Here is a 26,065-nt window from a genome sequence, read left to right as displayed (position 1 = left end):
GCGATGGACGGAAAAGTGCAGCCGAATGCGGCTGAAAATCGTGTGCCGGTGCCATTCCGCCGATTCTCCTCGGCGATGCGCCGGCATTTTTCGTGCCCTCATCAGCACGGTCGGGCCAGCGGAAACACTCTATTGAGGACCGGGAAACATCCGTGCAATGAAACGGATCGAAGCTTTCCCTGCCCGATATTCGAATCGCCGCCCGGGTCGGTGTCCACCCGCCGTACCGGGCAGCGCCAACGTTCCGATGGACCGCACCGCAGTTAGACAGATCCGCACTTCGACTCGGGGCCGACGACCGTTCCCGGGCACTGACTGACGTCACACGCGCGACGCAGGGAGATTTGATGACACTGATCCGGGGCCGCCGCATCCTGGCGGGTGCCATGACCCTGGTCGCCGCGGCCGCGCTGGCCGCGTGCGGCAGCAAGACCACCGACGGGAACACCTCGGCGGGAGTCGCCGCCGATGTCTCCGGCGACACCGTGAAGGTGGGCCTGCTCAACTCCCTCTCCGGCACGATGGCCATCAGCGAGGTCACCGTCCGCGATGCGATCATGCTGGCGATCGAGGAGATCAACGCCGCCGGCGGCGTACTCGACAAGAAGATCGAACCTGTCGGCGAGGACGGCGCCTCGGACTGGCCGACCTTCGCCGAGAAGGCCGAGAAGCTGATCCGCGAGGACCGCGTGGCGGCCGTCTTCGGCTGCTGGACCTCGGCCAGCCGCAAGGCCGTCAAGCCGGTGTTCGAGAAGAACAAGGCGCTGCTGTTCTACCCGGTGCAGTACGAGGGTCTGGAGCAGTCGCCGTACATCTTCTACACCGGGGCCACGACGAACCAGCAGATCGTCCCCGGCCTGGACTACCTCAAGGCCCAGGGCGCGACCTCGCTCTACCTGGTCGGCTCCGACTACGTCTTCCCGCGCACCGCAAACAAGATCATCAAGGCGTACGCCGAGGCCAACGGGATGAAGGTGCTGGGCGAGGACTACGCCCCGCTGGGCTCCACCGAGTTCGGCACCATCACGAACAAGGTGAAGTCCTCCGGCGCGGACGCGGTCTTCAACACGCTCAACGGTGACAGCAACGTGGCGTTCTTCAAGGAGTACAAGTCGGCCGGGCTGACCGCCGCCAGCATGCCGGTGGTGTCGGTGTCGATCGCCGAGGAGGAGGTCAAGAGCATCGGCACCCAGTACCTGGAGGGCCAGCTCACCGCCTGGAACTACTACCAGACCACGCCCGGGGCGGCGAACGAGAAGTTCGTCGCGGCGTACAAGGCCAAGTACGGGGCGGACAAGCCGACGAGTGACCCGATGGAGGCCGCCTACGTCTCGGTCTACCTGTGGAAGGCGATGGTCGAGAAGGCCGGCACCTTCGACGTGGAGAAGGTCCGGGAGGCCTCCGACGGCATCACCTTCGAGGCGCCCGAGGGGCTGGTCACCGTGGACGGCGCGACCCAGCACATCGCCAAGACGGCGCGCGTCGGCAAGGTCGGTGCGGACGGGTTGATCACGGAGGTCTGGAACTCCGGCGAACCGATCACCCCCGACCCGTACCTCAAGAGCTACCCGTGGGCCGGCGGCCTGAGCTGACCCGGCGGGCCCGGGCGGCGCTCCCGCCCGGGCCCGCACCCACCAGCAGTTCGGAGAACGCACCGTGACAGTTCTCATCGGCCAACTCTTCACCGGCGTCAGCATCGGGGCGGTGCTGCTGCTCATCGCCCTCGGCCTGGCCCTGACCTTCGGCCAGATGGGCGTCATCAACATGGCCCACGGCGAGTTCATCATGGCCGGCGCCTACACCACCTACGTGCTGCAACAGGTCATCACCGCGGCCGGCTGGTCACTGCTGATCGCCCTGCCGGTCGCCTTCGTGGTGGCCGGCGCGATGGGTGTGCTGCTGGAGATGCTGCTGATCCGCCGCCTCTACGCCCGCCCGCTGGACACCCTGCTGGTCACCTGGGGGGTGTCGCTGATCCTGCAACAGCTCGCCCGAGACATCTTCGGCAGCCCCAACGTGCAGACCCGCGCCCCGGAGCTGCTCACCGGAAACATCGCGCTGCCCGGCGGCATCACGGTGGCCAACAACCGGTTGTTCATCCTCGCCCTGGCCGGCGGCGCGGTCGTCGCGTTGACCCTCGCCCTGCGGGTCACCCCGCTGGGGCGCCGGATCCGGGCCGTCGTGCAGAACCGGGACCTGGCGGCTGTCTCCGGCATCCCCACCGCCCGGGTCGACCGGATGACCTTCTTCATCGGCTCCGGCCTGGCCGGCATCGCCGGAGTGGCCCTCACCCTGCTCGGGCCGATCGGTCCCACCATGGGCACCAACCTGATCATCGACGCCTTCCTGGTCGTCGTGGTCGGCGGGATCGGCCAGCTCAAGGGCACCGTCATCGTCGCCTTCGCCCTCGGCGTGCTCCAGGCGACCGGCGAGTACCTCACCACCCTCAGCGTCGCCAAGGTGATGGTCTTCATCGCCATCGTCGCGTTCCTCCAGTGGCGACCCCAGGGCCTGTTCACCCTGCGTACCAGGAGTCTGGCATGACCACCGTCGCCCGAGATCCCGTCGCCGCCACCGACCCGGCGCCGGCACCACCGACCAGACCGGCGGCCGGACCGTCCCGGCACCGCTACCGGGCCGCCGTCGGATTCGCCTTCGGCGCGGCCCTGCTCTTCGCCGTCGCGCCGCTGCTGCTGTCGGACTTCCGGCTCTCCCTGCTGGCGAAGTACCTCTGCGTGGCCATGGTCGCGGTCGGCATCGGCCTGGCCTGGGGCCGAGGCGGCATGCTCACCCTCGGCCAGGGCGTCTTCTTCGGCCTCGGCGGCTACGCGATGGCCATGCATCTCAAGCTCGCCGACGCGGGGCCGGGCACCATGCCCGACTTCATGATGCTGTACGGGCAACTGGACGAGCTGCCGCTGTGGTGGCGGCCGTTCGCCAGCCCGTGGTTCGCCCTGCCCGCCACGGTGCTGCTGCCGATGGCGGTCGCCTTCGTACTCGGGTCGTTGGTGTTCCGCCGTCGGGTGCGCGGCGCCTACTTCGCCATCCTCAGCCAGGCCCTCGCCGCCGCCATGGTGATCCTGCTGATCGGCCAGCAGGGCACCACCGGCGGCACCAACGGGCTCACCGACATCCAGGGCTTCTTCGGCTACGACCTGGACGACCCGGTCAACCAGCGGATGGTCTACTTCATCATCGCCGGCACGCTGCTGGCCCTGCTGGCCCTGGCCCGGCACCTGATGCAGAGCCGCTACGGCGAGCTGCTGGTGGCCGTGCGCGACTCGGAGGAGCGGGTCCGCTTCCTCGGCTACGACCCGGCCACCGTCAAGCTCGTCGCGTACGTGGTCGCCGCCGGCATGGCCGGGCTGGCCGGCGCGCTGTTCGTGCCGGCGGTGGGCATCATCTCCCCGGCCCTGATCGGGATCGTGCCGTCCATCGAGTTCGTAATCGGCGTCGCCATCGGCGGGCGCGCCACGCTGCTCGGCCCGGTACTCGGTGCGGTCGCGGTGGCGTGGGCGCGTACCGCCCTGTCGGAGCGCTTCCCGGGCACCTGGACGTACCTCCAGGGCCTGCTGTTCGTGGTGGTGGTGGCGTTCCTGCCCGGCGGCCTGGCCTCGCTGATCGGTCTGGCCCGCCGCCGCGACGACGGCGAACCCCGCCCGAGTCGACTGAGTCGATTTCGACCTCGGCGGCGGGAGGGGGCGGCATGACCGGGCAGTTGCACGGGCTCTACGTGCGTGACCTGCGGGTCAGCTTCGACGGGTTCACCGCCGTCGACGGGGTGTCCCTCGATGTCGCCCCCGGCGACATCCGGTTCCTGATCGGGCCCAACGGCGCCGGCAAGACCACCCTGGTGGACGCGGTCACCGGCCTGGTCCGGGCCACCGGCTCGGTGCGTTTCGGCGACCGGGAACTGCTCGGCCGGCCGGTGCACCGGATCAGCCGGCTCGGCGTCGGCCGCACCTTCCAGACCTCGACGGTGTTCGAGGAGCTGACCGTGTTGCAGAACCTCGACATCGCCGCCGGGGCCCGGCGCGGCTGGGCGACGTTGCTGCGCCGCCGCCACGGCGTGCCCGACGAGGTGGCCGAGGCCCTCGACGTGATCGGCCTGGCGAGCCGCGCCGACCAGCTCGCCGGCACCCTCGCCCACGGGCAGAAGCAGTGGCTGGAGATCGGCATGCTGCTGGTGCAGGACACCCGGCTGCTGCTGCTCGACGAGCCGGTCGCCGGCATGAGCCACGAGGAACGCGACGCCACCGGGCAGCTGCTGGAGAAAGTGAGCCAGGACCGCACGGTGGTGGTGATCGAGCACGACATGGACTTCCTGCGTCGCTTCGCGCGTACCGTCACCGTGCTGCACGCCGGCAAGGTGCTCAGCGAGGGCACCGTCGCGCAGGTACAGGCCGACCCACGCGTGCAGGAGGTCTACCTCGGTCACCCGGTCGACGCCGGGTCGGCCCCGACGCACACGGAGGCATGATGCTCGCGATGCGCGGCGTGCACGCCGGTTACGGGCGCAGCCGGGTGCTGCACGGCGTCGACGTGACGGTGCCCGACGACGGGGTCGCCACGGTGCTGGGCCACAACGGAGCCGGCAAGTCCACCCTGCTGCGGGTGGCCGCCGGCCTGCTGCGTCCGACCGCCGGCCGGGTCGAGCTGGACGGCGAGGACATCACCCGGCTGGCTCCGCACGAGCGGGTCGCCCGGGGAATCGCGTACGTGCCGCAGGGGCAGCAGTGCTTCCCGCACCTGACCGCGGCGGAGAACCTGCGCCTGGTCGCCGACGGTCGCCGGGACGGCGCGACGGCCACGGCCGAGGTGCTGGACCTGTTCCCGGCGCTGCGTCCGTTGCTGCGTCGCCGGGCCGGGCTGCTCTCCGGCGGCCAGCGTCAGCAGCTGGCCATCGCCCGGGCACTCATCACCCGACCACGGCTGCTGATGCTCGACGAACCGACCGAGGGCATCCAGCCGTCGGTGGTGACCGAGATCCAGGACCGGATCGTCGCACTCATCGCCCAGAGCGGGTTCAGTGTGCTCCTGGTCGAGCAGCACCTCGGCTTCGCGCTGCGGGTCGCCGACCGCTACCACGTCCTGGAGTCCGGCCGCGTCACCTCCGCCGGCGACGGCGGCGCCACCGCCGAACACACCGTCCGGGAGGCGCTCGCGGTCTGACCCCCCGCGATCTTGCACTTTCGGTCGCCGAGATGCCCCTTGTCGCGGCTTTTGTGGCGACGGAAAGTGCAAGATCGGCGAGGTCGGGGGTGGGCCTTCCGTTGTCGGGGTCGACCGCCTAAGGTGGGTCTGGAAGCGCTCCCACGGTCCCTGGGCAGGACTGTTTCTCGACGTGCTCGCTCCCTCACCCACCACAGAGGAAGTCGCATGTCTGCACGTACAAAACTTCAGGCCGCCGCGACGGTGGCCGTGGCTCTGCTCGGCCTGGCCGCCGCCGCGCCCGCCGCGACGGCGGCGCCGACGGTCGGTGCTCCGGCCGTCGCCGCCGCGCCGACCGCCGACTGGCTGCACACCGACGGCAACCGGATCGTCGACGAGGCCGGCAACCAGGTCTGGCTCACCGGGGCGAACTGGTTCGGCTTCAACGCCAGCGAGCGGGTCTTCCACGGCCTGTGGTCGGGCAACCTCGAATCGATAACCCGCCAGATGGCCCAGCGCGGCATCAACATCGTCCGGGTGCCCATCTCCACGCAACTGCTGCTGGAGTGGAAGGCCGGGCAGACGATCCGGCCGAACGTCAACACGTACGTCAACCCGGAGCTGGAGGGCCTGAACAACCTCCAGGTCTTCGACCACTGGCTCGCCCTGTGCGAGAAGTACGGGCTGAAGGTCATGCTCGACGTGCACAGCGCCGAGGCGGACAACTCCGGCCACGTCTATCCGGTGTGGTGGAAGGGCAGCGTCACCCCGGAACTGTTCTTCCAGGGCTGGGAGTGGATCACCACCCGCTACCGGACGAACGACACCATCGTCGCGATGGACATCAAGAACGAGCCGCACGGGACTCCGAACGATCCCCAGCGGGCCAAGTGGGACTCCAGCACCGACCAGGACAACTTCAAGTACGCGTGCGAGACGGCGGGCCGGCGGATCCTGGCCATCAACCCGAACCTGCTGATCCTCTGCGAGGGCATCGAGATCTACCCGCGCGCCGGTGCCACCTGGAACTCGCCGAACACCAACCCCGACCGCAGCCCCAACTACCACTACAACTGGTGGGGCGGCAACCTGCGCGGCGTTGCCGAGCACCCGGTCAACCTCGGTGCCCAGCAGGACCAACTCGTCTACTCGCCGCACGACTACGGACCGCTGGTGTACGAGCAGCCGTGGTTCGAGGGCGACTTCGACAAGGACTCGCTGACCAACGACGTGTGGCGGCCGAACTGGTTCTACATCCACGAGCAGAACATCGCGCCGCTGCTGGTCGGGGAGTGGGGTGGCCGGCTGGGGCAGGACGACCGGCAGGACCGCTGGATGGCCGCGCTGCGCGACCTGATGATCGAGAACGGTATTCACCACACCTTCTGGTGCCTCAACCCCAACTCCGGTGACACCGGGGGTCTGCTGCTGGACGACTGGGCCAGCTGGGACGAGACGAAGTACAACCAGATGCTCAAGCCCGCGTTGTGGCAGCACAACGGCAAGTTCGTCGGCCTCGACCACCAGGTGCGCCTCGGCGGCACCGACTCCACCACCGGCATGAGCCTCGCCGAGCGCTACGCCGGCGGGCCCGGCCCCGGCGACACCACCGCGCCGACCGCCCCCGGACGGCCGACCGCCACCGACGTGACCGCCACCTCGGCAACGCTGAACTGGGCGGCGGCCACGGACGACGTGGGTGTCACCTCGTACGAGGTGCTGCGGGCCACCGGATCCGGGGCGGCCACCGTGGTCGGCACGGTCTCCGGGACCACCTACCGGGCGACCGGGCTGAGCGCCTCGACCAGCTACACCTTCACCGTGCGGGCCCGCGACGCGGCCGGCAACGTGTCGGCGGCCTCGCCGGCGCTGACCGTCACCACCCCCGCCGGCAACGGCAACGGTGACGCCGGCTGTGCCGCGACGTACCGGGTCACCAGTTCGTGGCAGGGTGGCTACCAGGCGGAGGTGACCGTCCGTAACACCGGTACGGCGGCCATCTCCGGCTGGACGGTCACCTGGACCGCCCCCGCCGGCACCACGATCGCGTCACTGTGGAACGGCCGGCTCACCACCTCCGGCACCACGGTGACGGTGCGCAACGAGCCCTACAACGGGCAGCTCGCCGCCGACGCCAGCACCACGTTCGGGCTGACCGGCAGCGGATCGGGTACGCCCTCCGGGTTGACCTGCACCGCGTCCTGACCGGCCGCGTCCCCTGCTCCACCTGCGGATCGTGGGTGGAGCAGGGGCCGTCCGGGGGCGTGACGCCACCTCGGACGGCCCCGCGCGGCCCGGGCCTGGGTGGGCCGCGTCACCGCGTTCGCATCGCCGAGCGTCGGGTCAGGCCAACCGGATGGCGTCACCGTCGACGGTGACGTTCGCGGCGGGCAGCGGCGCCCCCGCCGGGCCACTGCGTACCGAGCCGTCGGCGATGTCGAACACGCTGTTGTGGCAGGCGCAGACGATGGTGCCGTCGGAGACCGAGGTCACCGTGCAGCCCTGATGGGTGCAGGTCGCCGAGTACGCCTTGATGATCCCGTCGGTCGGCTGGGTCACCACCACGCCGGCGTCGGCGAAGATCGCGCCGCCACCGACCGGGATGTCGGCGAGGGTGGCCAGTGCCGGTGGACCGGCGTCCGCGCCGTCGTCGCCCGGGGTGGCGGTGCCGGAGGGATCGGCACCGGAGGTGCCCGACGGGTCGGCGGCACCGGCGGTGCCGGCGGGCGGTGCGGCCGGTGGCGCCGCTGTCGGCTGACCGTACGTCGCGCAACCGGCCAACGCGGCCACGCCCACCGCGCCGGTACCGGCCAGCAGGGCGCGTCGCGACCGGCAGCAGCCAGCCTGCTCGTGGTTCATCTGCGGTGCCTCGCCTTTCCGGGGATCAGAACTGGATGCCGAACGTGGTGAAGTACCAGACCGAGGAGGTCAGGAAGACACCGATCAGGGCGACGAACACGGCCCCGCCGACCGTGGGGAGCACCCAACCGGCGAGGCCCCGCTTGGGCAGGGTCAGCATCTTGGTGGCGAACGCCCCGAAGAAGAAGCAGCCCAGCAGGGAGTGCAGCAGCGTACGGGTGTCGTAGTCGGCGAAGCCGAGCGCGTAGAGGCAGTGCACCGCGACGGGCACGGTGAGCAGGAACGCGATCCGCCCCGACCAGCGGTGCGCCGCGCCGGCCCAGGACGGGGAGAAGCCACCGAGCCGACCCCACATCGCCAGCGCGGACAGCAGTTGGATGACGGCGAAGAACGCCGCCCCGGTGCCGAGCCACACCTTCACCGTCAGCGGCGAGGAGAAGCCGGCCACGTTCACGGCGATGCCGGTGGGAGTGTGGGTGCGTCCGTAGACGCCCAGCGCCACCGCCACCCCGGCCCCGACGACAAGCGGCACCAGCAGCGAGGGCCGCCGTCTCGGTGGGCTCGGCGGCGGGGCCCCGAAGTCGCGCATCACCTCGATGGTGGGCTCGGAGGCCCGGCGGGGCACGGTGCGTGCCCCGCCCTGCCGATGCTGGGACATCACCGCGCCCCGGGGATGACCGGTTCGGCGACGAGGGTTACGCCGTCGACCACCGTGCTGTTGAAGGCGGGGTCCAGCGGTGGAGCCGGAATGGGCTTGCCGTTCCAGGTGACGATGCCGATCTGGGTGCCGTCGGGCAGCATGATCCAGCCGCCGTCGAAGCCGGCCTTACGGGTCTCGTCGGTCACCCGGTAGATCGCCGGCGCGGTGCCCGAGCCGGACTTCACCACCGCCTCGTCGGTCGACGTGTCGTCGGGTCGGGCGGTGAACTTCCAACGCCGTACGCCGACGATCATCTCGCCGCTGGCGCGGTCGCCCCGGATGACGCCGGTCAGCTTCGCGTCCTTGCCGGTCAGCTCGATCTTGCCGTCGCGCACCGTGCCGGACAGCCACAGCTCCATGCTCCGACCGTCGCAGACGTACGCCTCGGCCTTGCCGTCCTTGACGGTGATGGCGATGGTGGCCCCGTTCTCGAGTTCACCGATCCAGTTCTGCTCGACCGACGTCACCTCGGTGCCGGCCGACGAGCTGTCCGGGTCCGTCGGTGGCGAGGTGCCGGCCGGTCGGCGGGCGTCGGCGTCGCTCGGTTCCTCGTCGGGCGCAGCCGCGTCGGGGTCCGCCTCGGCGTCGGCGTCCGCCGCCGCGTCGGCGGGTGGGGCCGGCGCGGCGGCCGGCGCACCGCCGCCGGCGGCGGGTTGGGTGCCCGGCGGGGATGCCTGTGCACTCATCGTGAACAGCACGGCAGCCGTCACCGCCCCCGACAGGAGGGTGAGCAACGGGGTCAGGCGCTTCATGGGCCACTCCCTTCGCACAGAGGTACGGGCGGAGGTGGTGGATGGGTTCAATCAGGCGCCAGGAAACCTCTCGCGGGATGTCGCCAGTGCCCGGTTAGGCCATGTTTTCTCGTCCCTCGCGTGGGATAACCGTAATCGGCAACATCGGCGAATGTCACTTCCATGTCACATGTCATCCAGTGACAGGATGCATCCAAAGCGATAAGCTTCCGGTCGTTGGATCCGCCGGTACGGGGGCCGCGGAGCCAATGTCTTGCCTGGTAGTCGAGCTGTCCGGGGTGCCAATCGAAGGCTGGAGGGCGGGCCGGCGTCCGCTCCGTGGGTCGGATTTCGTGGGATCGAGAGCCCTCTCGGGCGCGGTTTCGTTAACGCGACGGCAACATCAAGGCATGGCTGGGGGAAGCGCGTGCTTGTCGTACGGTCGTTGGTGCGTGGAGTCGGACGCCCGTGGCCGCCTCGGACGGCGGTGCTCGCCGGGGTGGGGGGCACCCTGGGCATCGGAGCGGTGGGCTCCATCGCGCTGCTGGTCGGTACGCCCCTGCTGATCGCTCCGCTGGGCTCCACCTGCATGATGATCTTCGGGGCGCCGCACGCACCGTTCGCCCATCCACGCAACGTCCTCGGTGGACACACGATCTGCACCGTGGTCGGCCTGCTCGGCGTACGCGTGCTGGGAAACGCCCCGTGGACGATCGCCGCCGCGGTCGGCCTGGCCATGGCCCTGATGGGACTGACCCGGTCGTTCCACCCGCCGGCCGGCGGCGACACCGTACTGGTGATGCTGGCCCAACCCGGGTGGCTGTTCCTCTTCGTACCTGTCCTGCTCGGCTGCGTGATCCTGCTGGGCATCGCGATGGCCTTCCACAACGCGCACTCCGCCGGTTCCTACCCGGTCTCCTCGGTGCCTACCCGCCGGGAGGTGATCGCTGCCGAGGAGTGAGCAGACCGGCCGGCGGGTGGCACCCGACAGGCAGGGACAGGCCGCATCGTCGTGTCCACGTTGACCTTCCATTCCGTATGTATGACCACCGCATGTCGAGACGGGAGTGACGAGCAGATGCAGCAGGGGGAGACCGAACCGAGCCTGTCGCTCGGGCAGGAGAGGTCCTGGTTCATCGATCAGTACGTGGACGCGCCGGTAGAGGTGCTGGTGGAGCAGGTGCGGCTGCGTGGGCCGCTGCGGGCGGCCACGCTCGCCGCCGCGCTCGGTGACGTGGTCGCCGCCGAAGCCGTGCTCGGCCTGGCGATCGGCACCGCCCAGGGCCGGGCCGACCGGCGGTCGGCGGCACCGGTTCCGGCGGCGCTGGCCGGCGCGGACCTGTCCGGGCTGTCGGACACCGAACGGGAGGAGGCGGTCCGGCGAGCCGTCGGGCGGGCCACCGAGACCCGGTTCGACCTCGGCCGTGGCCCGCTGATCCGCGCCGAACTGCTGCGCCTGGCGGCCGACGAACACCTGCTCCTGCTGATCGCCCACCGTGCCGTGGTGGACCCGGCCTCCCTCACGCTCGTCGTCGCCCGCCTCGGTGCGGCCTACCGGGCCCGGCTCGCCGAACCGTCCGGACCGGCCGACACCACCGTCCGGGACGAGTTCGCCGGTTTCGCGCAGCGGGAACGCGCCGCGGCGGAGGCGGCCCGGGTGGTCGCCGGCGCCGCCTGGCGGGAGTACCTCGCCGACGTCGCCCCGCTGGAGCTGCCGACCGACCGGATCCGTCCGGCACAGCCTCACTACGCGGCCGGCACCGCCGACCTGCGGCTGCCGCCGGTGCTGCACGAGCAGGTGGAGAACCTGGCCGCCCGGCTCGGCGTGGCATCGGCCGACGTGCTGCGGGCGTGCTTCCAGTCCCTGCTGCACCGCTGGTCCGGCCAACCGGTGCTGGCACTGGGTGTCAGCGACGAGCGTCGGACGCCGGACACCGCCGGCCTGGTCGGACCGGTGGCGACCTGGCGGGTGCTGCGCAGCGAGACCGACGAGCACACCCCGTTCGCCGCGCTGTGCGCCCCATCCGACACCCCCGAGCCGCTGCCGTTCGAGACGCTGGTCGAGGAGGTACGTCCACCTCGCGATCCGGCCCGCAGCCCGCTGTTCCAGGCGGCGTTCACCGCCCGCCGGGCCACCGCCGCGACCGACTGCTTCGGCGAGCTGACGGTGCTGGCGCAGACCCTCGTACCGGCCGCGGCCACCCTGCCCGACCTGGCGCTGCTGGCCCAGCCCGACCCGGGCGGCACCCGGCTCACCCTGACCTGGCGGGCCGACCTGTTCGACCCGACGACCACCGAGCGGATGCTCGGCCACTACGTGAACCTGCTGCGGGCCGCGGTCGCCGATCCGGACACCGCGGTGCACCGACTGGCCATCCTCGACGATGCCGAGCGGGCCCGGTTGCTCGACGAGTTCAACCGCACCGACGCGCCGTTCCCGCAGGACGTCACCGTGCACGAGCTGTTCGAGGAGCAGGTGCTGCGCACGCCGGACGCCCGGGCGGTCACCATCGAGGGGCGACACCTGACCTACCGCGAGCTCAACGAGCAGGCCAACCGGCTCGCCCACCGGCTGCGCGCCGGTGGCGTCGGGCGGGGCACCCTGGTCGCCCTCTGCCTGGAACGCTCGCTCGAACTCATGGTCGCCGTCGTGGCGGTGCTGAAGTCCGGCGGCGCGTACGTGCCCCTCGACCCGGCGTACCCGACGGACCGGCTGGCCTTCATGCTGGCCGACACCCAGGCCCGCTTCCTGGTCACCCAGCAGCGGCTGCGTGAACTGGCGCCGGTCGGCGAGGACGTCGCGGTGCTCGTGCTCGACGACCCCGCCGACGCCGCGTCGCTGGCCGCGCAGCCCACCGACAACCCGGTGAACGTCAACACCGCCGACGACCTGACCTACATCGTCTACACCTCGGGTTCGACCGGCCGGCCGAAGGGAGTCGAGACGATCCACCGTGGGGTCGTCCGCCTGGTCATCAACACGGACATCCTCCAACTCGACGAGCGGACCAGCTACCTGCAGATATCCCCGCTCTCGTTCGACGCCTGCACGCTGGAGATCTTCGGACCGCTGCTCAACGGCGGACGGGTGGTGCTGCTGCCGCCCGGGGTGCCGACCCCGGCCCGGGTCGCGCGTACCGTCCGCGAGCAGGGAGTGGACACCCTCTGGCTGGTCGCACCGCTGGCGAACCTCACCATCGACACCCACCTGGAGGACCTGCGCGACCTGCGCCAGTTCATGGCCGGCGGGGACGTCCTGTCGCTGCCGCACATCCGTCAGGTGCTGGAGCGGCTGCCACACGTGTCGATGGTCAACGGGTACGGGCCGACCGAGGTGACCGCCTTCAGCGTCAGCCACCGGATCACCTACGTGGACCCGGACTGGCCGTCGATCCCGATCGGGCGGCCGATGCACAACACCACCGCCTACATCCTCGACCCGCTGGGCCAACCGGTACCCGTCGGCGTGTGGGGCGAGCTGTACCTCGGCGGTCCCGGCGTGGCGCTCGGCTACCACAACCGCCCCGATCTCAACGCCGAGCGGTTCCTGCCGGACACCTTCCGCCCGGGCGACGGGAACCGGCTCTACCGCACCGGCGACCGGTGCCGCTGGCTGCCCGACGGCACCATCCAGTTCCACGGCCGGTTGGACACCCAGGTGAAGATCGACGGGCTGCGGGTCGAACTCGGCGAGATCCAGAGCGCGGTGGCCGATGACGAGTCGGTCGCCGCCGCGGTGGTGACCGCACCGGTGATCGGCACGCGACGCACGCTAGTCGCGTACGTCGTGCCGGCCGAGGGGCACACCTTCGACCCCGCCGCGGTGCGGGCCCGGGTGGCGGCCGCGTTGCCCAGTGTCATGGTGCCGGCCCACTACGTCACGATTCCCACCATCCCGCTGACTCCGAACAACAAGGTCGACTTCCGGGCGTTGCCCGCGCCGGAGCTGGCGGCCGGCGGCGCGCACCGACCGCCGGAGACCGGTACCCAGCAGACCGTCGCCGAGATCTGGCAGGAGATCCTCGGTGTACCGTCGGTCGGTCTCGACGACAACTTCTTCGAGCTGGGTGGCCACTCGCTGCGTGCGGTACCGATGATCGCGGCGGTCAGCATGCGGTTCGGCGTCGACCTGGCAGTTCAGGACATCTTTGAGGTACCCGTTCTGGAAGCGCTCGCGACGCGTATCGAGGAGCGCATGCTGGAGGCCATTCCCGCGGAGGAGCTGGAGCGTATGTTCGCAGATATCGGCGGCTGAGGCCGCAATTGCGGGTCGGGGTGGGGAGTGCCGCACCCACCCCGACCGCACAATTGTCACGGCACCCGACGGCTAACCTTGTGCGCCACTGAGCGCCACCCGCCGCCGGGATAGTCGAGCACCATTCCATTGGCGTCGACCGTCAATTTGTAGCTGCCGTATCGGCCCTTGTACCGATAGGTGTCGCGGTCGATCCGCTGGTATCCCTGTTCGACGGCGCGTACGCCGAACGAGGGCACCTGGATCCACAGCACCCGGGCGGTGGCCTGGGCGCCGACGGCCAGATCGAGCCGCCGGATGGTCAGGCCGTTCGTGGCCGGGGTAACCGCCAGATCCACGTCCTCACAGGGAAACGGCAGGTCGAGGGGGCCGTCGGCGGAGTGCCAGCGACCCTCGTCGTCGGCGTGCAGCGCCAGCGTGCGTAACCCGGTCGGCTCGTCCACCTCGATCCGGACGGACCGGGACCGCCGCGAGGCGTTGGTCTCGACGAGGTAGGTGGCGCTGGTCGGCCCGCCCCTGCCTCGGTACAGGGCGGTTCCCGACAGCCGGAAGCCGGTCGGCGTCCGGTCGAGTTTGCCCATTTCCAGGAACAGTCGGTCGGACCGTTCCCAACTGGTCGTACTTAGTCTCTTCAAATCGGACATGCCGGAGATTCTAGTTCCTCGATTCTCCACTGGCGCAAGGGGCCGGTCGGTTGTACCGTCGTTGTCGGAGCGCGATGAGCAGCGATGAGACATTCGCTTCCTGGTACGCCCATGTTTGGCAGTCCAGTTCGGCGACTACTTTCGGTCACATAATTGACGGCGGTTTCGGGCCGACTCCACGAAGGTGGATTCGGTTCGGTGGAGGGCCGTACCCGAATGCCCTTTCCCGCTGCTGAACCAGAAAGGGGAAAGCCGTGTCAGTGCCGAGCGTCGGCGACGCACCCACCTTCGTGGCGACCGCTGACCACGACAGCATGCGACAGCTCCGGACGTTGATCGACGACGTGTTGGGCGTCCTGGAGGACGTGGGCAAGGGACGGGCCAACCCGGTGGCGCCGGGCGGCCCGACAGCCGTCCGGGCGTACGCGGACGACGTGCTCGCCGAGCCGCTGCTGCCGGCGACCGGCGGCGGCAACCCCGCCGAGGTGCTGCGCAAGCTCGTCGAGGCGTACGCCAACTGGTCGGTGGACGTGAGCCACCCCGCGACGGTGGCCCGGATGCAGTGCCCACCCACCGCGGTCGCCGTCGCCGCCGACCTGGTCGCCGGCGCGCTCAACCAGTCGATGCACGCGTGGGAGGCCGGCCCGTTCGCGCTGGAACTGGAGCGTCGGCTGATCGAGGACCTGGCCACCCTGGTCGGCTACGGCGCCGACGCGGGTGGCACCCTGACCGCCGGCGGAAGCATCTCCAACGTCATGGCCATGCTGATCGCCCGGGACGAGGCGTACCGCCGTCGCCTCGGCCGGTCCACCTTCGACAGCGGGTTGGCCGTCGGTGGCGTCCGTCCGGTGGTGCTGTGCACCGAGACGGTGCACTTCTCCGTCGACCGTGGCGCGAGCATCGCGGGCATCGGCGCGGACGGCATCATCCGGGTACCCGCCGACGAGCTGGGCCGGATGATCCCCGCCGAGGCCGACCGGATCCTGCGCGAGCTGCCATCGGACTGCCTGCCGGTGATGCTCTTCGTCTGCGCCGGTTCCACCGACTTCGGCTGGGTGGATCCGCTGCCCGAGCTGGCGCGGGTGGCTCGCGAGCATGGCGTGTGGCTGCACGCCGACGCCGCTTACGGCGGTGGGGCGCTGTTCTCCGAGCGGCTGCGGCCGCTGTTCGACGGGCTCGCCGAGGCCGACTCGGTCACCCTCGACCTGCACAAGTTCGGCTGGGTGCCGGCGTCGGCCGGGGTGTTCCTGACCCGGGACGCGGCCATGTTGGACCATCTCGCCGTCCAGCAGACCAGCCTCAACTCGCCGGACGACGTGGCCGAGGGCTTCGTCGGCCGCTACGGGCACTCCATCCAGGCCACCCGCCGCTGCGACGCGCTCAAGATCGCCGCCACCCTGCGGGCGTACGGCCGCGACGGCATCGGCGCCATGGTCGACGCCTGCCACGAACTGTCCCGGTACGGCGCGGCGCGGGTCGCCCGGGAGGCGAAGCTCCAACTGGCCGCGGAGCCGGTGCTCAGCACCGTGCTGTTCCGCTACCTGCCCGGCGACGGGAGCGACCTCGACGCGTTCAACAGCAGCCTACGGCGGCAGCTGATGCGTGACGGGCACGCCATGCTCGCCCGGGTCTTCCTGCCGCGCCCCGGCGGCGGCAAGGACGTGTGGCTCAAGCTCATGCTGCTCAACCCCGACACCACCGGTGAGCAGCTCGACCAGGTTATCGACGACGTGCTGGCCGCGGGTGCGGCGCTGGAGGCGGCGGGCCGGTCCTGACGCCCCTTCCGCAGAGATCCGTCAGGGAGCGCAACGATGGTGATGCAGCAACACGGTACGACCCTCGCCTACACACCGGCGGACGAGTCGGTGTCGATCCGTGACTCGATGAACGCCCTGCCCCGGGTGCTGGCGATGCCGCTGACGTTCCTCACCGGCAAGCCACACACCGGTCAGCGGCCGGTCCGGCTCACGCCCGGGTTCCATCTCTGGGCGGCGACGGCCTCGATGCTCGGTGGGCTGGCGGTCAGCTGGGTCGCGCTGGCAACCGGCGGTTGGTGGCTGGTGCTTCTGCTGCTGGGCTGGTCGATGACCCTGCACGGGGCCCGGAACCTGCGGATGATGATGTACCACCAGGCGGCGCACCGGAACATGTGGGCCCGCCCCCGCCGGGACCGGGTGGTCGGTCGGCTGGTCGCCGCCGCACTGATGGTGCAGGACTTCGACCGCTACAGCACCGAGCACGTCATCGACCACCACGCGGTGCATCACATGACCGTCCGCGACCCCACCGTCCAGGCGTTCCTGATCGGCCTGGAACTGCGGCCCGGCATGACCCGCCGGCAGATGTGGCGGCACCTCGTCCGGCACAAGCTGCTGTCCCCGGCGTTCCACCTGAACTTCCTGCTGGGCCGGATCCAGTCCTACTTCGCCCCGGCCAGCCGGACGCTGCGGGTGGCGACCGTGGCGGGCTACGCCACCGTGGTCGCGTCGGCCGTCCTGCTCGACATGTGGGTCTTCCTGCTGGTCGCCTGGGTGCTGCCGATGACGGTCTTCTACCAGATCAGCAACACCCTGCGGCTGTGCGTCAAGCACACCTTCCCCGGCCCGGAGGTCACCCAGCGGCGCGGTCGGGAGTACTTCGCCAGTCTCACCAACGCCATCCTGATCGGGGAGCGCGCGCCAGCCGACCGGTCGGGTGGGCCGCTGCGCCGCGCCGCCCGGTGGCTGCACTGGTCGCTGCGGATGCTGGTGGTGCACCTGCCGGCACGGTACCTGGTGCTCACCGGCGACACGGTGGTGCACGACTTCCACCACCGGCATCCGATGAGTCGCGACTGGGCCAACTACATCTTCGCCCGGCACGCCGACATCGAGGCGGGACATCGCGGATGGCCGCCGTACCGCGAGGTGTGGGGCCTCGTCCCGGCGATCAACCTGGTCTTCGACTCGCTGGGCCGGGCCGATCCACAGGAGTACGACCGGGCCCGGATCGCTCAGGTCAGCGGGCGCAGCGTCTTCTCCGCCTTCGACGACTGACGGCCGGCACGCACTGCGCACATCGGGAGGTACGACGACATGTCCAGTCGCAAGACCCAACGAACCGTCATCATCGGGGTGGCCCGCAGCGACGCCCACGCGGTGGCCAACCATCTCATCGCGATGCGGCTGCGCGAAGCCGGCTTCTGCGTGGTCAACCTGGGCGTCTGCACACCGTTGGAGGATTTCGCCGACGCGCTGGTCGCCCACCCGGACGCCGAGGCGGTGCTGATCGGCAGCCTCAACGGCCACGCGTACGAGGATCTGCGCGACCTGCCGGCGCTGCGGGCCGCCGGACGCCTGCACTGCCCACTGATCGTCGGCGGGAACCTCTCGGTGGGCAGTCACAAGGACGGCGACGAGCGGGAGCGGCTGTTGAGCCTCGGCGTCGACCACATCCTCGACGAGGCCGACCAGATCCCGCTGCTGCTGGACCTGCTGCACGCCGCCCGGGCCACCCCGCTGACCGGTGTCTGACCTACCCGAGCTCGACGTCGAGCCACGAGTCGCGGCCATGCTGCCGCCCTGGACGGAGACCATGCAGTACATCCGCAAGTCGCCGAAGCGAGCACCGGTGGAGGTGCTGCGGGCCGCGGCCGCGCGCGGCCGGCCGGTGGTGCAGCCCCGCTGCGGCGTCGGCGGACACGACGAGATGCGGACCCTGCTGACGACTCTGGAGCGGCGCGCCCGGCCCGGCATCCTGACCATCACCATCGACTCGTTCACCCGGCTCAAGCAGTTCCGCACCGCGGCCCAGACGTTGCAGCGCGAGCCGGCGGACCTCAACGGCTATCCGCTGGTCACCCACGGCTGGCGGCGCGGCCGGGAACTCAACGAGTCGGTGGACGCCCCGATCGAGGTCCGGCACGGCTCACCCGACCCGCGTGAGCTGTTCGCGGTCTCGCTGGCCTCGGGGTTCACCTCGTTCGAGGGCGGCGGCATCGACTACAACCTGCCGTACTCCAAGGACGTGTCGCTGACCCGGTCCCTGGCGGCGTGGGCGCAGGTCGACCGGCTCTGCGGGTTGCTCGCCGAGGAGGGAGTGATCGTCGACCGGGAACTGTTCGGCACCCTCACCGCCGTGCTGGTGCCCCCGTCGGTGAGCCTGGCGGTCTGCGTCCTAGAGGCGCGCGCGGCGAGCCTGGCCGGGGTGCGCTGCCTGTCCATCGCGTATCCGCAGGGCGGCGAGGTGCACCAGGACATCGCCGCCCTGCGCTCGATCCCGGTGCTGGCCCGCCGGTACCTGCCGGAGAACGTGGAGATCTTCCCGGTCCTGCACGAGTTCATGGGCGTCTTCCCGGCCGACCCGGACGTCGCCGACGCCCTGATCCTGTACGGCGGGCTCACCGCCCGACTCGGCGGCGCCGCCAAAGTGATCAACAAGACGAACCAGGAGGCCCGCGGCATCCCCGACGCGCAGGCCAACGTGGCCGGGATCCGCACCGCCGCGCTGGCCTGCACCGACCTGCTCGACTTCGTACGGGTCGACGAGGCGACGGTCGAGGAGGAGACCTACTGGCTGCAACGCGAGGTCGCCGAACTGGTCGAACCGGTGCTGGCCGCCCCGGACCTTGCGGCGGCGATCGTCGACGCCTTCGCCGACGGACGGCTCGACATTCCGTTCAGTGCCAGCGTGCACGCCCGATCGGAGGTGATCCCCAAGCGGGACGCCACCGGTGCCATCCGCTATCTCAACCCGGGCCGGCTGCCGTTCAGCCGGCCCACCCTGCGCCGCAACGAGCAGTGCCTGCGGGTGGACCGGGCCAGCCTCAGCCGCCGGCTGATCGACGAGATCCGCTCCGACATCAACTTCTTCCTGCACGCGGAGCGACGGTTCCAGGCGGACCGCGCGACGGTCGAGTGCCCCGGCCCGGCCAACACCGGACCGGGTGCCGCCGCGAGTTCGGGAGGTGTCCGATGACCACCGTCCTGCTGGATCCGGACGAGGTGACCCGGGCCGCGCTCGGCGAGGGCGAGGCGGCCACCGCCGGACTGCGCTTCCAGCCCGCGCTGCACCGGCTGGTCCGGGCGATCAACGAGGAGGCGCAGCTCACGCCCGACGGGGCGCGGGTGGCGCGCGACTCGCTGGTGAACGCGCTGCGCGTCCAGCAGCGGCTGGCCGCCCGACAGCGGCCGTCGACGGACCGGCCGCCGGCCGTGACCGTGGTGACCGGACTGCACCGCACCGGGACGACCCTGCTGCAACTGCTGCTCGCCGCGCACCCGCGGGTGCGCGCGCCGCAGCTGTGGGAGCTGCTGGCACCGGCCGCGACGCAGCCGCCCGAGGAACTGGTGGCCGCGGCCGACCGTTACGTGGCGGAGTACCACCGGGCCGCCCCGGCCTTCGCCGCGATCCATCCGCTGCATCCTCGCAAGCCCGAGGAGTGCCACCGGCTGATCGCCAACAGCTTCCACTCCGAGATCTTCGGCCTGCGCTACCACGTGCCCGGATACCTCGACTGGCTGTCCCGCCAGGACCACACCGCGGCGTACGCGTTGCACCGGGAACAGCTCGCCGCGATCGTCGGCTCCGGCGCGGGCCAGCACGTGGTGCTCAAGTGCCCGTTCCACCTGTGGCACGCCGCGGACCTGGCCGGCACCTACCCGCAGGCCCGGGTCGTCCGGCTGCACCGGGATCCGGTGACCACGGTGGCCTCGGTGTGCAGTCTCACCCGGACGGTGCGGGCGGCGCGTTCCCGGCACGTCGACCCGTACCAGATCGGTGCCTTCTGGCTGGACCGCACCGCCGCCGCCCTGCCGGGCCTGCGTGACCCCGAGGCGTTCGCCGGTCTGCCGGTGCTCGACCTGCGCTACCGGGACCTGGTCGCCGACCCGGTGACGGTCCTCGGCCGGGTCTGCGAGTTCGCCGGGTTGCCGTTCGACGCCGCGGCCCAGCACGCGGTGCGGTCGGCGATCCGCACCGCCGCGCACACCGCTCCGGGCCGCCACCAGTACCGACTGAGCGACTACGGGCTCGACGCGGACGGCCTGCGCCGTCGCTTCGCCGACTACCGGGCCGACTACCGACTGTGACCTTGTCCCATCTGGCACGAGCCGACCGCAGAAGGAGAGATGCCGTGACCACCACGACGAACGCCGAGGTTCCCGCGCCGCGCAACCCGCAGCCGACCGCACCGGCGAGCACTCCGATGGAGCTGGCGTTGCAGGAGATCGAGGCGGTGAACTCGGTCGCCGGCGACAACCCGATCAAGATCGGGATCCTGTCGCCGATGAGCCGCCCCGGTGACGCGATGGCCGGCGTACTGGTCTCGCGAGGTGCCCGCCTGGGTGCCGAGTACCTGCGTGAACACGGCGGCGTACTGGGTGGGCGCAACGTCTCGTTCATCGCGTACAACGACATGGCGACCGCCGCGGAGGAGGGTTTCCCGCGCTCCGCCGTCGCGGGCATGGCGAAGCTCGCCATGGTCGACGAGGTGCTCGCCGTGCTGGGCCAGTGGCACCTGCGTACCACCCCGTGGGTGGCGGAGATGTGCGAGAAGATCGGCGTGCCGATGTTCGTCGAGAACGGGCACAGCACGGTGACCCACGGGCGGCGCACGATCTTCCGCACCTACTTCTCAATCGCCGACCGGGTACCGCTGATGATGGACTGCCTGGCCGACATCGGCGCCCGCCGCATCGGCATGATCGCGCCCGACACGGTGTTCGGCAAGACCATGGCCGACACCCTCCAGCAGTACGGCGAGTCGCGGCACGGCATGGAGTTCCTCCGGTTCGACTTCGAGCAGGAGGTCGCGCTCGACTGGCGGGAGCAGCTGCGGCAGATCAAGCAGTGGCAGCCGGACGCGTTCATCAACGGCGGGCTCAACGTCGTCGCCGGCGGTGGCCCGGTCGGCAACAGCTACCACATCCTCCAGCAGGCCATCGAGATCGGTCTGCTGCCCGCGGTGCCGATGATGGTGACCTTCGGTTTCCCGATGCGCTCGCAGGACTACTGGCGGATGGCCGGCGCGGGCGGCAACGGGGTGATGTGGCCGGCCACGAAGTTCCGTCCCTCGTGGTCGGAGATGACGCCGATCGGACGCTGGTTCACCGACCGGTTCATGCAGCGTTACGGCTTCGCGCCGCCGGACACCTGCCTGAGCGCCTTCACCGACGTGACCATCATCGGCCAGGCGTTGCAGGTGGCCGGCACGGACAGCCGCGAGGGCCTGCTCGACGCCCTGGAGTCCACCGAGTTCGACACCTGGCGGGGCCCGCTGCGCTTCGAGCGGGGCGCCGAGCACTGGCACCACAACCCGCCGGAGCTGGTGGTCATGCAGTACCAGACGGTCGGGCAGACCTTCGACGACGCGGCGATCATCTACCCGCCGGCCCTGGCCGACAGCAAGTTCCGGCCCTCAACGGCCGACGGGGAACTGCCGTGACAACCGCCCCGCCGGCGGCGGACCGGGCGTCGCCGACACCGCGCACCGTCGCCGCCACCGTCGTGGACACGCTGCTCGCCCACGGCGTGGACCGGGTCTTCTGCGTCGCCGGGGAGAGCTACCTGGCGGTGCTGGACGAGTTGCACGCCGCGTCGACAGTCGACGTGGTCACCAGCCGGCACGAGGCCTCCGCCGGCTTCGCCGCGGTGGCCGACGCGAAGCTCACCGGACGAGCGGGGGTGTGCCTGGTCAGCCGGGGCCCGGGGGCCACCAACGCGAGCATCGCGGTGCACTCCGCCTGGTACGACGCCACACCGCTGGTCCTGGTGATCGGCCAGGTGCCCCGCTGCGACCTCGGCACCGAGGCGTTCCAGGAGGTCGACTACGCACGCGCCTTCAGCGGGCTGGCCAAGGAGGTGCTGGTGCTGCTGGAGCCGGCCCGCACCGGTGAGTTCGTCGCCCGCGCGTTCCGCACCGCCCAGTCGGGCACCCCGGGCCCGGTCGTGCTGGTGCTGCCCGAGGACGTGCTGGACCTGCCGGATCCGGTCGGCGCGGCACCGACCCGCTGGCAGCCGGGCGCGACCGCGGCCGCCCCGGCCGACCTCGACCGGGTACGGGAGCTGATGCACGGTGCGGAACGTCCCCTGCTGCTGGCCGGCGGCACGCTCGGCGGCGAGGCCGGGCGGCGGGTGTTGGCCGCCGCCGCCCACCGGCATCACCTGCCCGTGCTGACCAGCAACAAGCGGCAGGACCTGTTCGACAACCGGGACCCGTGCTACGCCGGCCACCTGCACAACAACACCCAGGAACGGCAGCGGACCCTGCTCGACCGCGCCGACCTGGTGCTGGCGGTCGGCACCCGACTCGACGACGTGACCACGCTGTCGCGGCGGCTGCCGAGGCCCGGCAACCCCGCACAGGCACTGGTGCACGTCTACCCCGACCCGCAGCGGATCGGCCGCACCCATCCGCCGACGGTCGGGCTGGCCGCCGACCCGGTGCAGTTCCTGCGGCAACTGGCCGATCTCGCACCGGCCGGGGTGGACGCGGGGCGGGTCGGCTGGGTCGACGAGCTGCACCAGCTGGAGGTGGCCAAGGCCCGGTGGGCGCCGCACCCCGCCGACGACGGCCTGGCCTTCGGTGCGCTCGTCGCCGGATTGGACGAACTGACCGGCGGCGACGTGGTGGTCACCCTCGACTCCGGCACCTTCACCAGCTGGCTCTACCGCTACCTGCGGTTGACCGGCGACGCGCGGATGCTCGGCGTCGGTTCCAGCGCCATGGGTTTCGGGGTGCCCGGTGGCGTGGCCGCCGCGCTGCGTACCGGCCGGCCGACGGTGGTGATCGTGGGCGACGGCGGATTCCTGATGACCGGCTCCGAACTGGCCACCGCGGTGAGCCGCCGCCTGCCGTTGATCGTGGTGATCGCCAACAACGGCAGCTACGGCACCATCCGGGCGCACCAGGAGCGGGCGTACCCCGGCCGGGTCATCGCCACCGACCTCGACAATCCCGACTTCGTCGCGCTCGCCCGCGCGTACGGCGCGTTGGGGCTCGCGGTCACCACGGAGCAGGACGTGGAGCCGTGCCTGGCCCGGGCGCTGGCCCACGGCGGGCCGGTGGTGGTCGACGTGCGCACGAGCCTGTCCTGGATCTCGGCGTACCGCCGGCTGAGCGTGAGCGGCCCGGTGAGCATGGAGGTGGGTGTCGGGTGAACCTGCACGAATCACTTACCGAGCTGATCGGTGACACCCCGCTGGTGCGACTGCGCAGCGTGGTGCCGCCCGGCTCGGCCCCGCTCTACGCCAAGGTGGAGTACCTGAACCCGGGCGGTTCGGTGAAGGACCGCATCGCCCTGCGGATGGTGGAGACGGCCGAGGCCGACGGCCTGCTGCGTCCCGGCGGGACCATCGTCGAGCCCACCTCCGGCAACACCGGGGTGGGGCTGGCCATCGTGGCCCAGCAGAAGGGCTACCACTGCGTCTTCACCTGCCCCGACAAGGTGTCCCGCGACAAGATCGACGTGTTGCGGGCGTACGGGGCGGAGGTGGTGGTCTGCCCCGCCGCCGTACGGCCCGAGCACCCGGACTCGTACCGCAGCGTGGCCTCCCGGATAGCCTCCGAGCGGCCCGGCGCGGTACAGCTCAACCAGTACGCCAACCGCAGCAACCCGGAGTCGCATTACCACACCACCGGACCGGAGCTGTGGCGGCAGACCGAGGGCCGACTGACGCACTTCGTCGCCGGGATCGGCACCGGCGGCACGATCTCCGGTGCCGGGCGCTACCTGCGGGAGGTCTCCGGCGGGACGGTACGGATCATCGGCGTCGACCCGGACGGTTCGATCTACTCCGGTGGCACCGGGCGGCCGTACCTGGTCGAAGGGGTGGGTCAGCCGAGCTGTCCGGACTCCTACGACCCGACGGTGGTCGACGAGGTCATCGCGGTCACCGACCAGGAGTCGATCCTGATGACCCGCCGGTTGGCCCGCGAGGACGCCCTGCTCACCGGCGGCTCCGGTGGGATGGCCGCCGCCGCGGCGGTGCGGGTCGCCGCCGCGGCCGGGCCGGAGGCACTCGTCGTCGTGCTGCTACCGGACTCCGGCCGTGGCTACCTGTCCAAGATCTTCAACGACGACTGGCTCGCCGGCCTGGGCCTGTACGACCCACCGACCGACCAGCCGAGGGTGCGCGACGCCGCGACCGGCGGACATCCGCCGCTGATCCGGCCGGACGAGACCCTGGCCAACGCGGCGAAGCTGCTGCGTGACGCCGACACCACGCACCTGCTGGTCAGTGCGGCGGCGCCGCCGCTGCGGCTGGCGGAGATCCTGGGGTGCGTCACCGAGGCGACGCTCGCCGGTGCGTACGCCGCCGGTGCCGGTGCCGACGACCTGGTCGGCGATCACCTGAGCCCGCCGCCGCCGCAGGTCGGCGCCGGCACGCCGTTGCCGGACGTGGTTCCGATGCTGTCCGAGCCGTCGACCGCCGTGCTGGTGGTCGACGGAGGACTCCCGCGTTGCCTGCTGACCGCCCGCTGCCTGGTCGCGTACCTGGGCGAGGGTGGGGGCGCGAGCGGGTCCGCACCATCATCGCGGGGGAAGCCGTGAACGCTGTCATCGAGTACGTGGACCCGATCGAGGGGTTCCGGGGGTGGCTGGTCTACGACGGGCTGGACTGCCGGCTGGCCGCCGGTGGTTGCCGGGTGAAACCCGGGCTGACCGCGGCGGAGCTGGGCGAACTGGCCTCCCGGATGACCCTCAAGGAGCGGCTGCTGGGCATCAACGTCGACGGCGCGAAATGCGGCATCGACTACGACCCGAGGGCACCGGGCAAGGCGGCGGCGCTGCGCCGCTTCCTGCGCTTCCTGCGCGGGCAGCTGATGACCCGGTTCAGCATGGGCTGCGACATGGGCACCCAGTGGGACGAGTTGGAACAGCTCGCCCTGCTGGAGGGCATCCCGTCGATCAAGTACGCCGTCCGGGGCGCCCAGGAGTTCAGTGAGGCGGAGTTCGTCGCGCGGATGGGCCTGCTCGACCAGCACGTCGGCGCGCTGACCCTGGCCGAGCGCCGCGCCGGGCACGCCCTGGCCCAGGCGGCGGTGATGGCCGCCCGCGCCAGTGCCCTGCCGGGTCCGCTCTCCTGCACCCTGCAGGGGTTCGGCAACCTGGGACGCGCGGCGGCGTACACCCTGGCGCAGGAGGGCGTACGGATCACCGGGATCGCCGACGAGTACGGCTGCGTCGCCGACCCGCGCGGACTTGACGTCGCCGCGATGCTGGCCGAGCCGGCCGGCACCCCGGTGTCGCAAATGGCTCGACACGTCCGACGGATGCCGGCGGCCGCGCTGCTCGACCTCCCCACCGACCTGGTCCTGCTCGCCGCCGGCGCCGACGGGCTGCCGGCGGAGCGGGCCGAACGGCTGCCGGCACCGGTGGTGGTGGTCGGTGCCAACTGCGGGCTCAGCCCGCAGGCGGAGCACGCGCTGCACCGGGCGGGAGTGCTCGTGGTGCCCGACTTCGTCGGCGGCATCGGCGGCTCAGCCTCGATGGAGGCGCTGTTCGGGCCCACCCGCTGTCCGAGCCCGCGCGGGGTGCTCGACGGCGTGACGGAGCTGATGCGTCAGCTCGTTGACCATCTCACCGACGAGGCCCGCCGCCGGGGCCTGCCGCTGCGCCAGGTGGCGTACGACACGGCCGCCGCCGCCCGCGTGACCCCCGACCAGCCGCCGTACGGCACCAGCCCCTTCCTCACCCGACCACTGACCGCGACCAGCCGACCCGTTCGTCGCTGAACCACGGAG

The 26,065-nt window shown here is 71.2% G+C and carries 21 protein-coding genes; 17 read left to right on the top strand and 4 right to left on the bottom strand.

Annotation, left to right across the window (positions count from 1 at the left end):
- Positions 1 to 347 precede the first annotated feature (347 nt).
- The 6 genes from urtA (at position 348) to O3597_RS10830 (ending at position 7,356) form a co-directional block, all read left to right on the top strand.
- Positions 348 to 1,592: an urea ABC transporter substrate-binding protein gene (gene urtA, locus O3597_RS10855; RefSeq protein ID WP_281604059.1), complete on the top strand. Its 1,245-nt coding sequence runs from the start codon at positions 348 to 350 to the stop codon at positions 1,590 to 1,592.
- 64 nt (positions 1,593 to 1,656) lie between these two features.
- Positions 1,657 to 2,544 (top strand): urea ABC transporter permease subunit UrtB, encoded by an 888-nt coding sequence (urtB, locus tag O3597_RS10850; RefSeq protein ID WP_164446921.1) that lies wholly within the window; start codon positions 1,657 to 1,659, stop codon positions 2,542 to 2,544.
- Positions 2,541 to 3,710 carry an urea ABC transporter permease subunit UrtC gene (gene urtC, locus O3597_RS10845; RefSeq protein WP_281604058.1) on the top strand — a complete coding sequence of 390 codons (1,170 nt, stop codon included), beginning with the start codon at positions 2,541 to 2,543 and terminating at the stop codon, positions 3,708 to 3,710. The genes urtB and urtC overlap by 4 nt, the downstream gene beginning before the upstream one ends.
- Positions 3,707 to 4,480, top strand: coding sequence for an urea ABC transporter ATP-binding protein UrtD (gene urtD / locus O3597_RS10840; protein WP_281604057.1), 774 nt, complete (start codon positions 3,707 to 3,709; stop codon positions 4,478 to 4,480). The genes urtC and urtD overlap by 4 nt, the downstream gene beginning before the upstream one ends.
- Positions 4,481 to 4,488: 8 nt before the next feature.
- Positions 4,489 to 5,172 carry an urea ABC transporter ATP-binding subunit UrtE gene (urtE, locus tag O3597_RS10835; RefSeq protein ID WP_235944642.1) on the top strand — a complete coding sequence of 228 codons (684 nt, stop codon included), beginning with the start codon at positions 4,489 to 4,491 and terminating at the stop codon, positions 5,170 to 5,172.
- Between the two features lie 207 nt (positions 5,173 to 5,379).
- Positions 5,380 to 7,356 (top strand): cellulase family glycosylhydrolase, encoded by a 1,977-nt coding sequence (locus O3597_RS10830; RefSeq protein WP_281604056.1) that lies wholly within the window; start codon positions 5,380 to 5,382, stop codon positions 7,354 to 7,356.
- A gap of 138 nt (positions 7,357 to 7,494) precedes the next feature.
- Here O3597_RS10830 and O3597_RS10825 read toward each other — a convergent pair whose 3' ends face one another.
- The 3 genes from O3597_RS10825 to O3597_RS10815 all read right to left on the bottom strand — a co-directional run bounded on the left by O3597_RS10825 (position 7,495) and on the right by O3597_RS10815 (position 9,462).
- Positions 7,495 to 8,010: a Rieske (2Fe-2S) protein gene (locus O3597_RS10825; protein WP_281604055.1), complete on the bottom strand. Its 516-nt coding sequence runs from the start codon at positions 8,008 to 8,010 to the stop codon at positions 7,495 to 7,497.
- Between the two features lie 25 nt (positions 8,011 to 8,035).
- Positions 8,036 to 8,599 (bottom strand): DUF6529 family protein, encoded by a 564-nt coding sequence (locus tag O3597_RS10820; RefSeq protein ID WP_164447359.1) that lies wholly within the window; start codon positions 8,597 to 8,599, stop codon positions 8,036 to 8,038.
- A 68-nt stretch (positions 8,600 to 8,667) separates the two neighbouring features.
- Positions 8,668 to 9,462 carry a hypothetical protein gene (locus tag O3597_RS10815; protein WP_164446915.1) on the bottom strand — a complete coding sequence of 265 codons (795 nt, stop codon included), beginning with the start codon at positions 9,460 to 9,462 and terminating at the stop codon, positions 8,668 to 8,670.
- 427 nt (positions 9,463 to 9,889) lie between these two features.
- Between O3597_RS10815 and O3597_RS10810 the strand changes: the two genes are divergently transcribed.
- Both O3597_RS10810 and O3597_RS10805 read left to right on the top strand, forming a co-directional pair.
- On the top strand, positions 9,890 to 10,402 hold the full coding sequence (locus O3597_RS10810) for an HPP family protein (protein WP_281604054.1): 513 nt from the start codon (positions 9,890 to 9,892) through the stop codon (positions 10,400 to 10,402).
- A 117-nt stretch (positions 10,403 to 10,519) separates the two neighbouring features.
- Complete coding sequence (locus O3597_RS10805; RefSeq protein ID WP_281604053.1) at positions 10,520 to 13,696, top strand: amino acid adenylation domain-containing protein; 3,177 nt, start codon at positions 10,520 to 10,522, stop codon at positions 13,694 to 13,696.
- Positions 13,697 to 13,752: 56 nt separating this feature from the next.
- Here O3597_RS10805 and O3597_RS10800 read toward each other — a convergent pair whose 3' ends face one another.
- On the bottom strand, positions 13,753 to 14,340 hold the full coding sequence (locus O3597_RS10800) for a putative glycolipid-binding domain-containing protein (RefSeq protein WP_281604052.1): 588 nt from the start codon (positions 14,338 to 14,340) through the stop codon (positions 13,753 to 13,755).
- Between the two features lie 254 nt (positions 14,341 to 14,594).
- Between O3597_RS10800 and O3597_RS10795 the strand changes: the two genes are divergently transcribed.
- The 9 genes from O3597_RS10795 to O3597_RS10755 all read left to right on the top strand — a co-directional run bounded on the left by O3597_RS10795 (position 14,595) and on the right by O3597_RS10755 (position 26,056).
- Entirely contained in the window at positions 14,595 to 16,115 is a 1,521-nt protein-coding gene (locus O3597_RS10795; RefSeq protein WP_281604051.1) for a pyridoxal-dependent decarboxylase, read from the top strand.
- Between the two features lie 36 nt (positions 16,116 to 16,151).
- Positions 16,152 to 17,375, top strand: coding sequence for a stearoyl-CoA 9-desaturase (locus O3597_RS10790; protein WP_164446912.1), 1,224 nt, complete (start codon positions 16,152 to 16,154; stop codon positions 17,373 to 17,375).
- A 39-nt stretch (positions 17,376 to 17,414) separates the two neighbouring features.
- Positions 17,415 to 17,852, top strand: coding sequence for a cobalamin-dependent protein (locus O3597_RS10785; protein ID WP_164446911.1), 438 nt, complete (start codon positions 17,415 to 17,417; stop codon positions 17,850 to 17,852).
- Positions 17,845 to 19,296 (top strand): methylaspartate mutase, encoded by a 1,452-nt coding sequence (locus O3597_RS10780; protein ID WP_164446910.1) that lies wholly within the window; start codon positions 17,845 to 17,847, stop codon positions 19,294 to 19,296. The genes O3597_RS10785 and O3597_RS10780 overlap by 8 nt, the downstream gene beginning before the upstream one ends.
- Entirely contained in the window at positions 19,293 to 20,408 is a 1,116-nt protein-coding gene (locus O3597_RS10775; RefSeq protein WP_281604050.1) for a sulfotransferase, read from the top strand. Before O3597_RS10780 ends, O3597_RS10775 begins: the two co-directional genes overlap by 4 nt.
- Positions 20,409 to 20,524: 116 nt before the next feature.
- The gene (locus O3597_RS10770; RefSeq protein WP_348650359.1) at positions 20,525 to 21,763 is read left to right on the top strand and encodes an ABC transporter substrate-binding protein; all 1,239 of its coding nucleotides are present in this window, start codon (positions 20,525 to 20,527) and stop codon (positions 21,761 to 21,763) included.
- A complete protein-coding gene (locus O3597_RS10765) occupies positions 21,760 to 23,478 on the top strand; it encodes a thiamine pyrophosphate-dependent enzyme (protein ID WP_281604048.1) in 1,719 nt (572 codons plus the stop codon). The genes O3597_RS10770 and O3597_RS10765 overlap by 4 nt, the downstream gene beginning before the upstream one ends.
- Complete coding sequence (locus tag O3597_RS10760; RefSeq protein ID WP_281604047.1) at positions 23,475 to 24,872, top strand: pyridoxal-phosphate dependent enzyme; 1,398 nt, start codon at positions 23,475 to 23,477, stop codon at positions 24,870 to 24,872. Before O3597_RS10765 ends, O3597_RS10760 begins: the two co-directional genes overlap by 4 nt.
- Positions 24,869 to 26,056 carry a Glu/Leu/Phe/Val dehydrogenase dimerization domain-containing protein gene (locus tag O3597_RS10755; protein WP_281604046.1) on the top strand — a complete coding sequence of 396 codons (1,188 nt, stop codon included), beginning with the start codon at positions 24,869 to 24,871 and terminating at the stop codon, positions 26,054 to 26,056. Before O3597_RS10760 ends, O3597_RS10755 begins: the two co-directional genes overlap by 4 nt.
- The last annotated feature ends 9 nt before the right edge of the window (positions 26,057 to 26,065 follow it).

This window comes from Verrucosispora sp. WMMA2044 (assembly GCF_027497155.1).
Classification (GTDB): Bacteria; Actinomycetota; Actinomycetes; order Mycobacteriales; family Micromonosporaceae; genus Micromonospora; species Micromonospora palythoicola.
Note: the sequence above shows the minus strand (reverse complement) of the source record. Positions and strands in the feature narration are given on the sequence as shown.

Bases quoted from the DNA above. Each gene is read 5' to 3' on its own strand.
- urtA (WP_281604059.1), top strand. From the start codon at position 348: ATGACACTGATCCGGGGCCGCCGCATCCTGGCGGGTGCCATGACCCTG.
- O3597_RS10790 (WP_164446912.1), top strand. From the start codon at position 16,152: ATGGTGATGCAGCAACACGGTACGACCCTCGCCTACACACCGGCGGAC.
- O3597_RS10830 (WP_281604056.1), top strand. From the start codon at position 5,380: ATGTCTGCACGTACAAAACTTCAGGCCGCCGCGACGGTGGCCGTGGCT.
- O3597_RS10815 (WP_164446915.1), bottom strand. From the start codon at position 9,462: ATGAAGCGCCTGACCCCGTTGCTCACCCTCCTGTCGGGGGCGGTGACG.
- O3597_RS10800 (WP_281604052.1), bottom strand. From the start codon at position 14,340: ATGTCCGATTTGAAGAGACTAAGTACGACCAGTTGGGAACGGTCCGAC.
- O3597_RS10770 (WP_348650359.1), top strand. From the start codon at position 20,525: ATGGAGCTGGCGTTGCAGGAGATCGAGGCGGTGAACTCGGTCGCCGGC.
- O3597_RS10785 (WP_164446911.1), top strand. From the start codon at position 17,415: ATGTCCAGTCGCAAGACCCAACGAACCGTCATCATCGGGGTGGCCCGC.
- urtD (WP_281604057.1), top strand. From the start codon at position 3,707: ATGACCGGGCAGTTGCACGGGCTCTACGTGCGTGACCTGCGGGTCAGC.
- urtE (WP_235944642.1), top strand. From the start codon at position 4,489: ATGCGCGGCGTGCACGCCGGTTACGGGCGCAGCCGGGTGCTGCACGGC.
- O3597_RS10805 (WP_281604053.1), top strand. From the start codon at position 10,520: ATGCAGCAGGGGGAGACCGAACCGAGCCTGTCGCTCGGGCAGGAGAGG.
- O3597_RS10825 (WP_281604055.1), bottom strand. From the start codon at position 8,010: ATGAACCACGAGCAGGCTGGCTGCTGCCGGTCGCGACGCGCCCTGCTG.
- O3597_RS10775 (WP_281604050.1), top strand. From the start codon at position 19,293: ATGACCACCGTCCTGCTGGATCCGGACGAGGTGACCCGGGCCGCGCTC.
- urtC (WP_281604058.1), top strand. From the start codon at position 2,541: ATGACCACCGTCGCCCGAGATCCCGTCGCCGCCACCGACCCGGCGCCG.
- O3597_RS10820 (WP_164447359.1), bottom strand. From the start codon at position 8,599: ATGCGCGACTTCGGGGCCCCGCCGCCGAGCCCACCGAGACGGCGGCCC.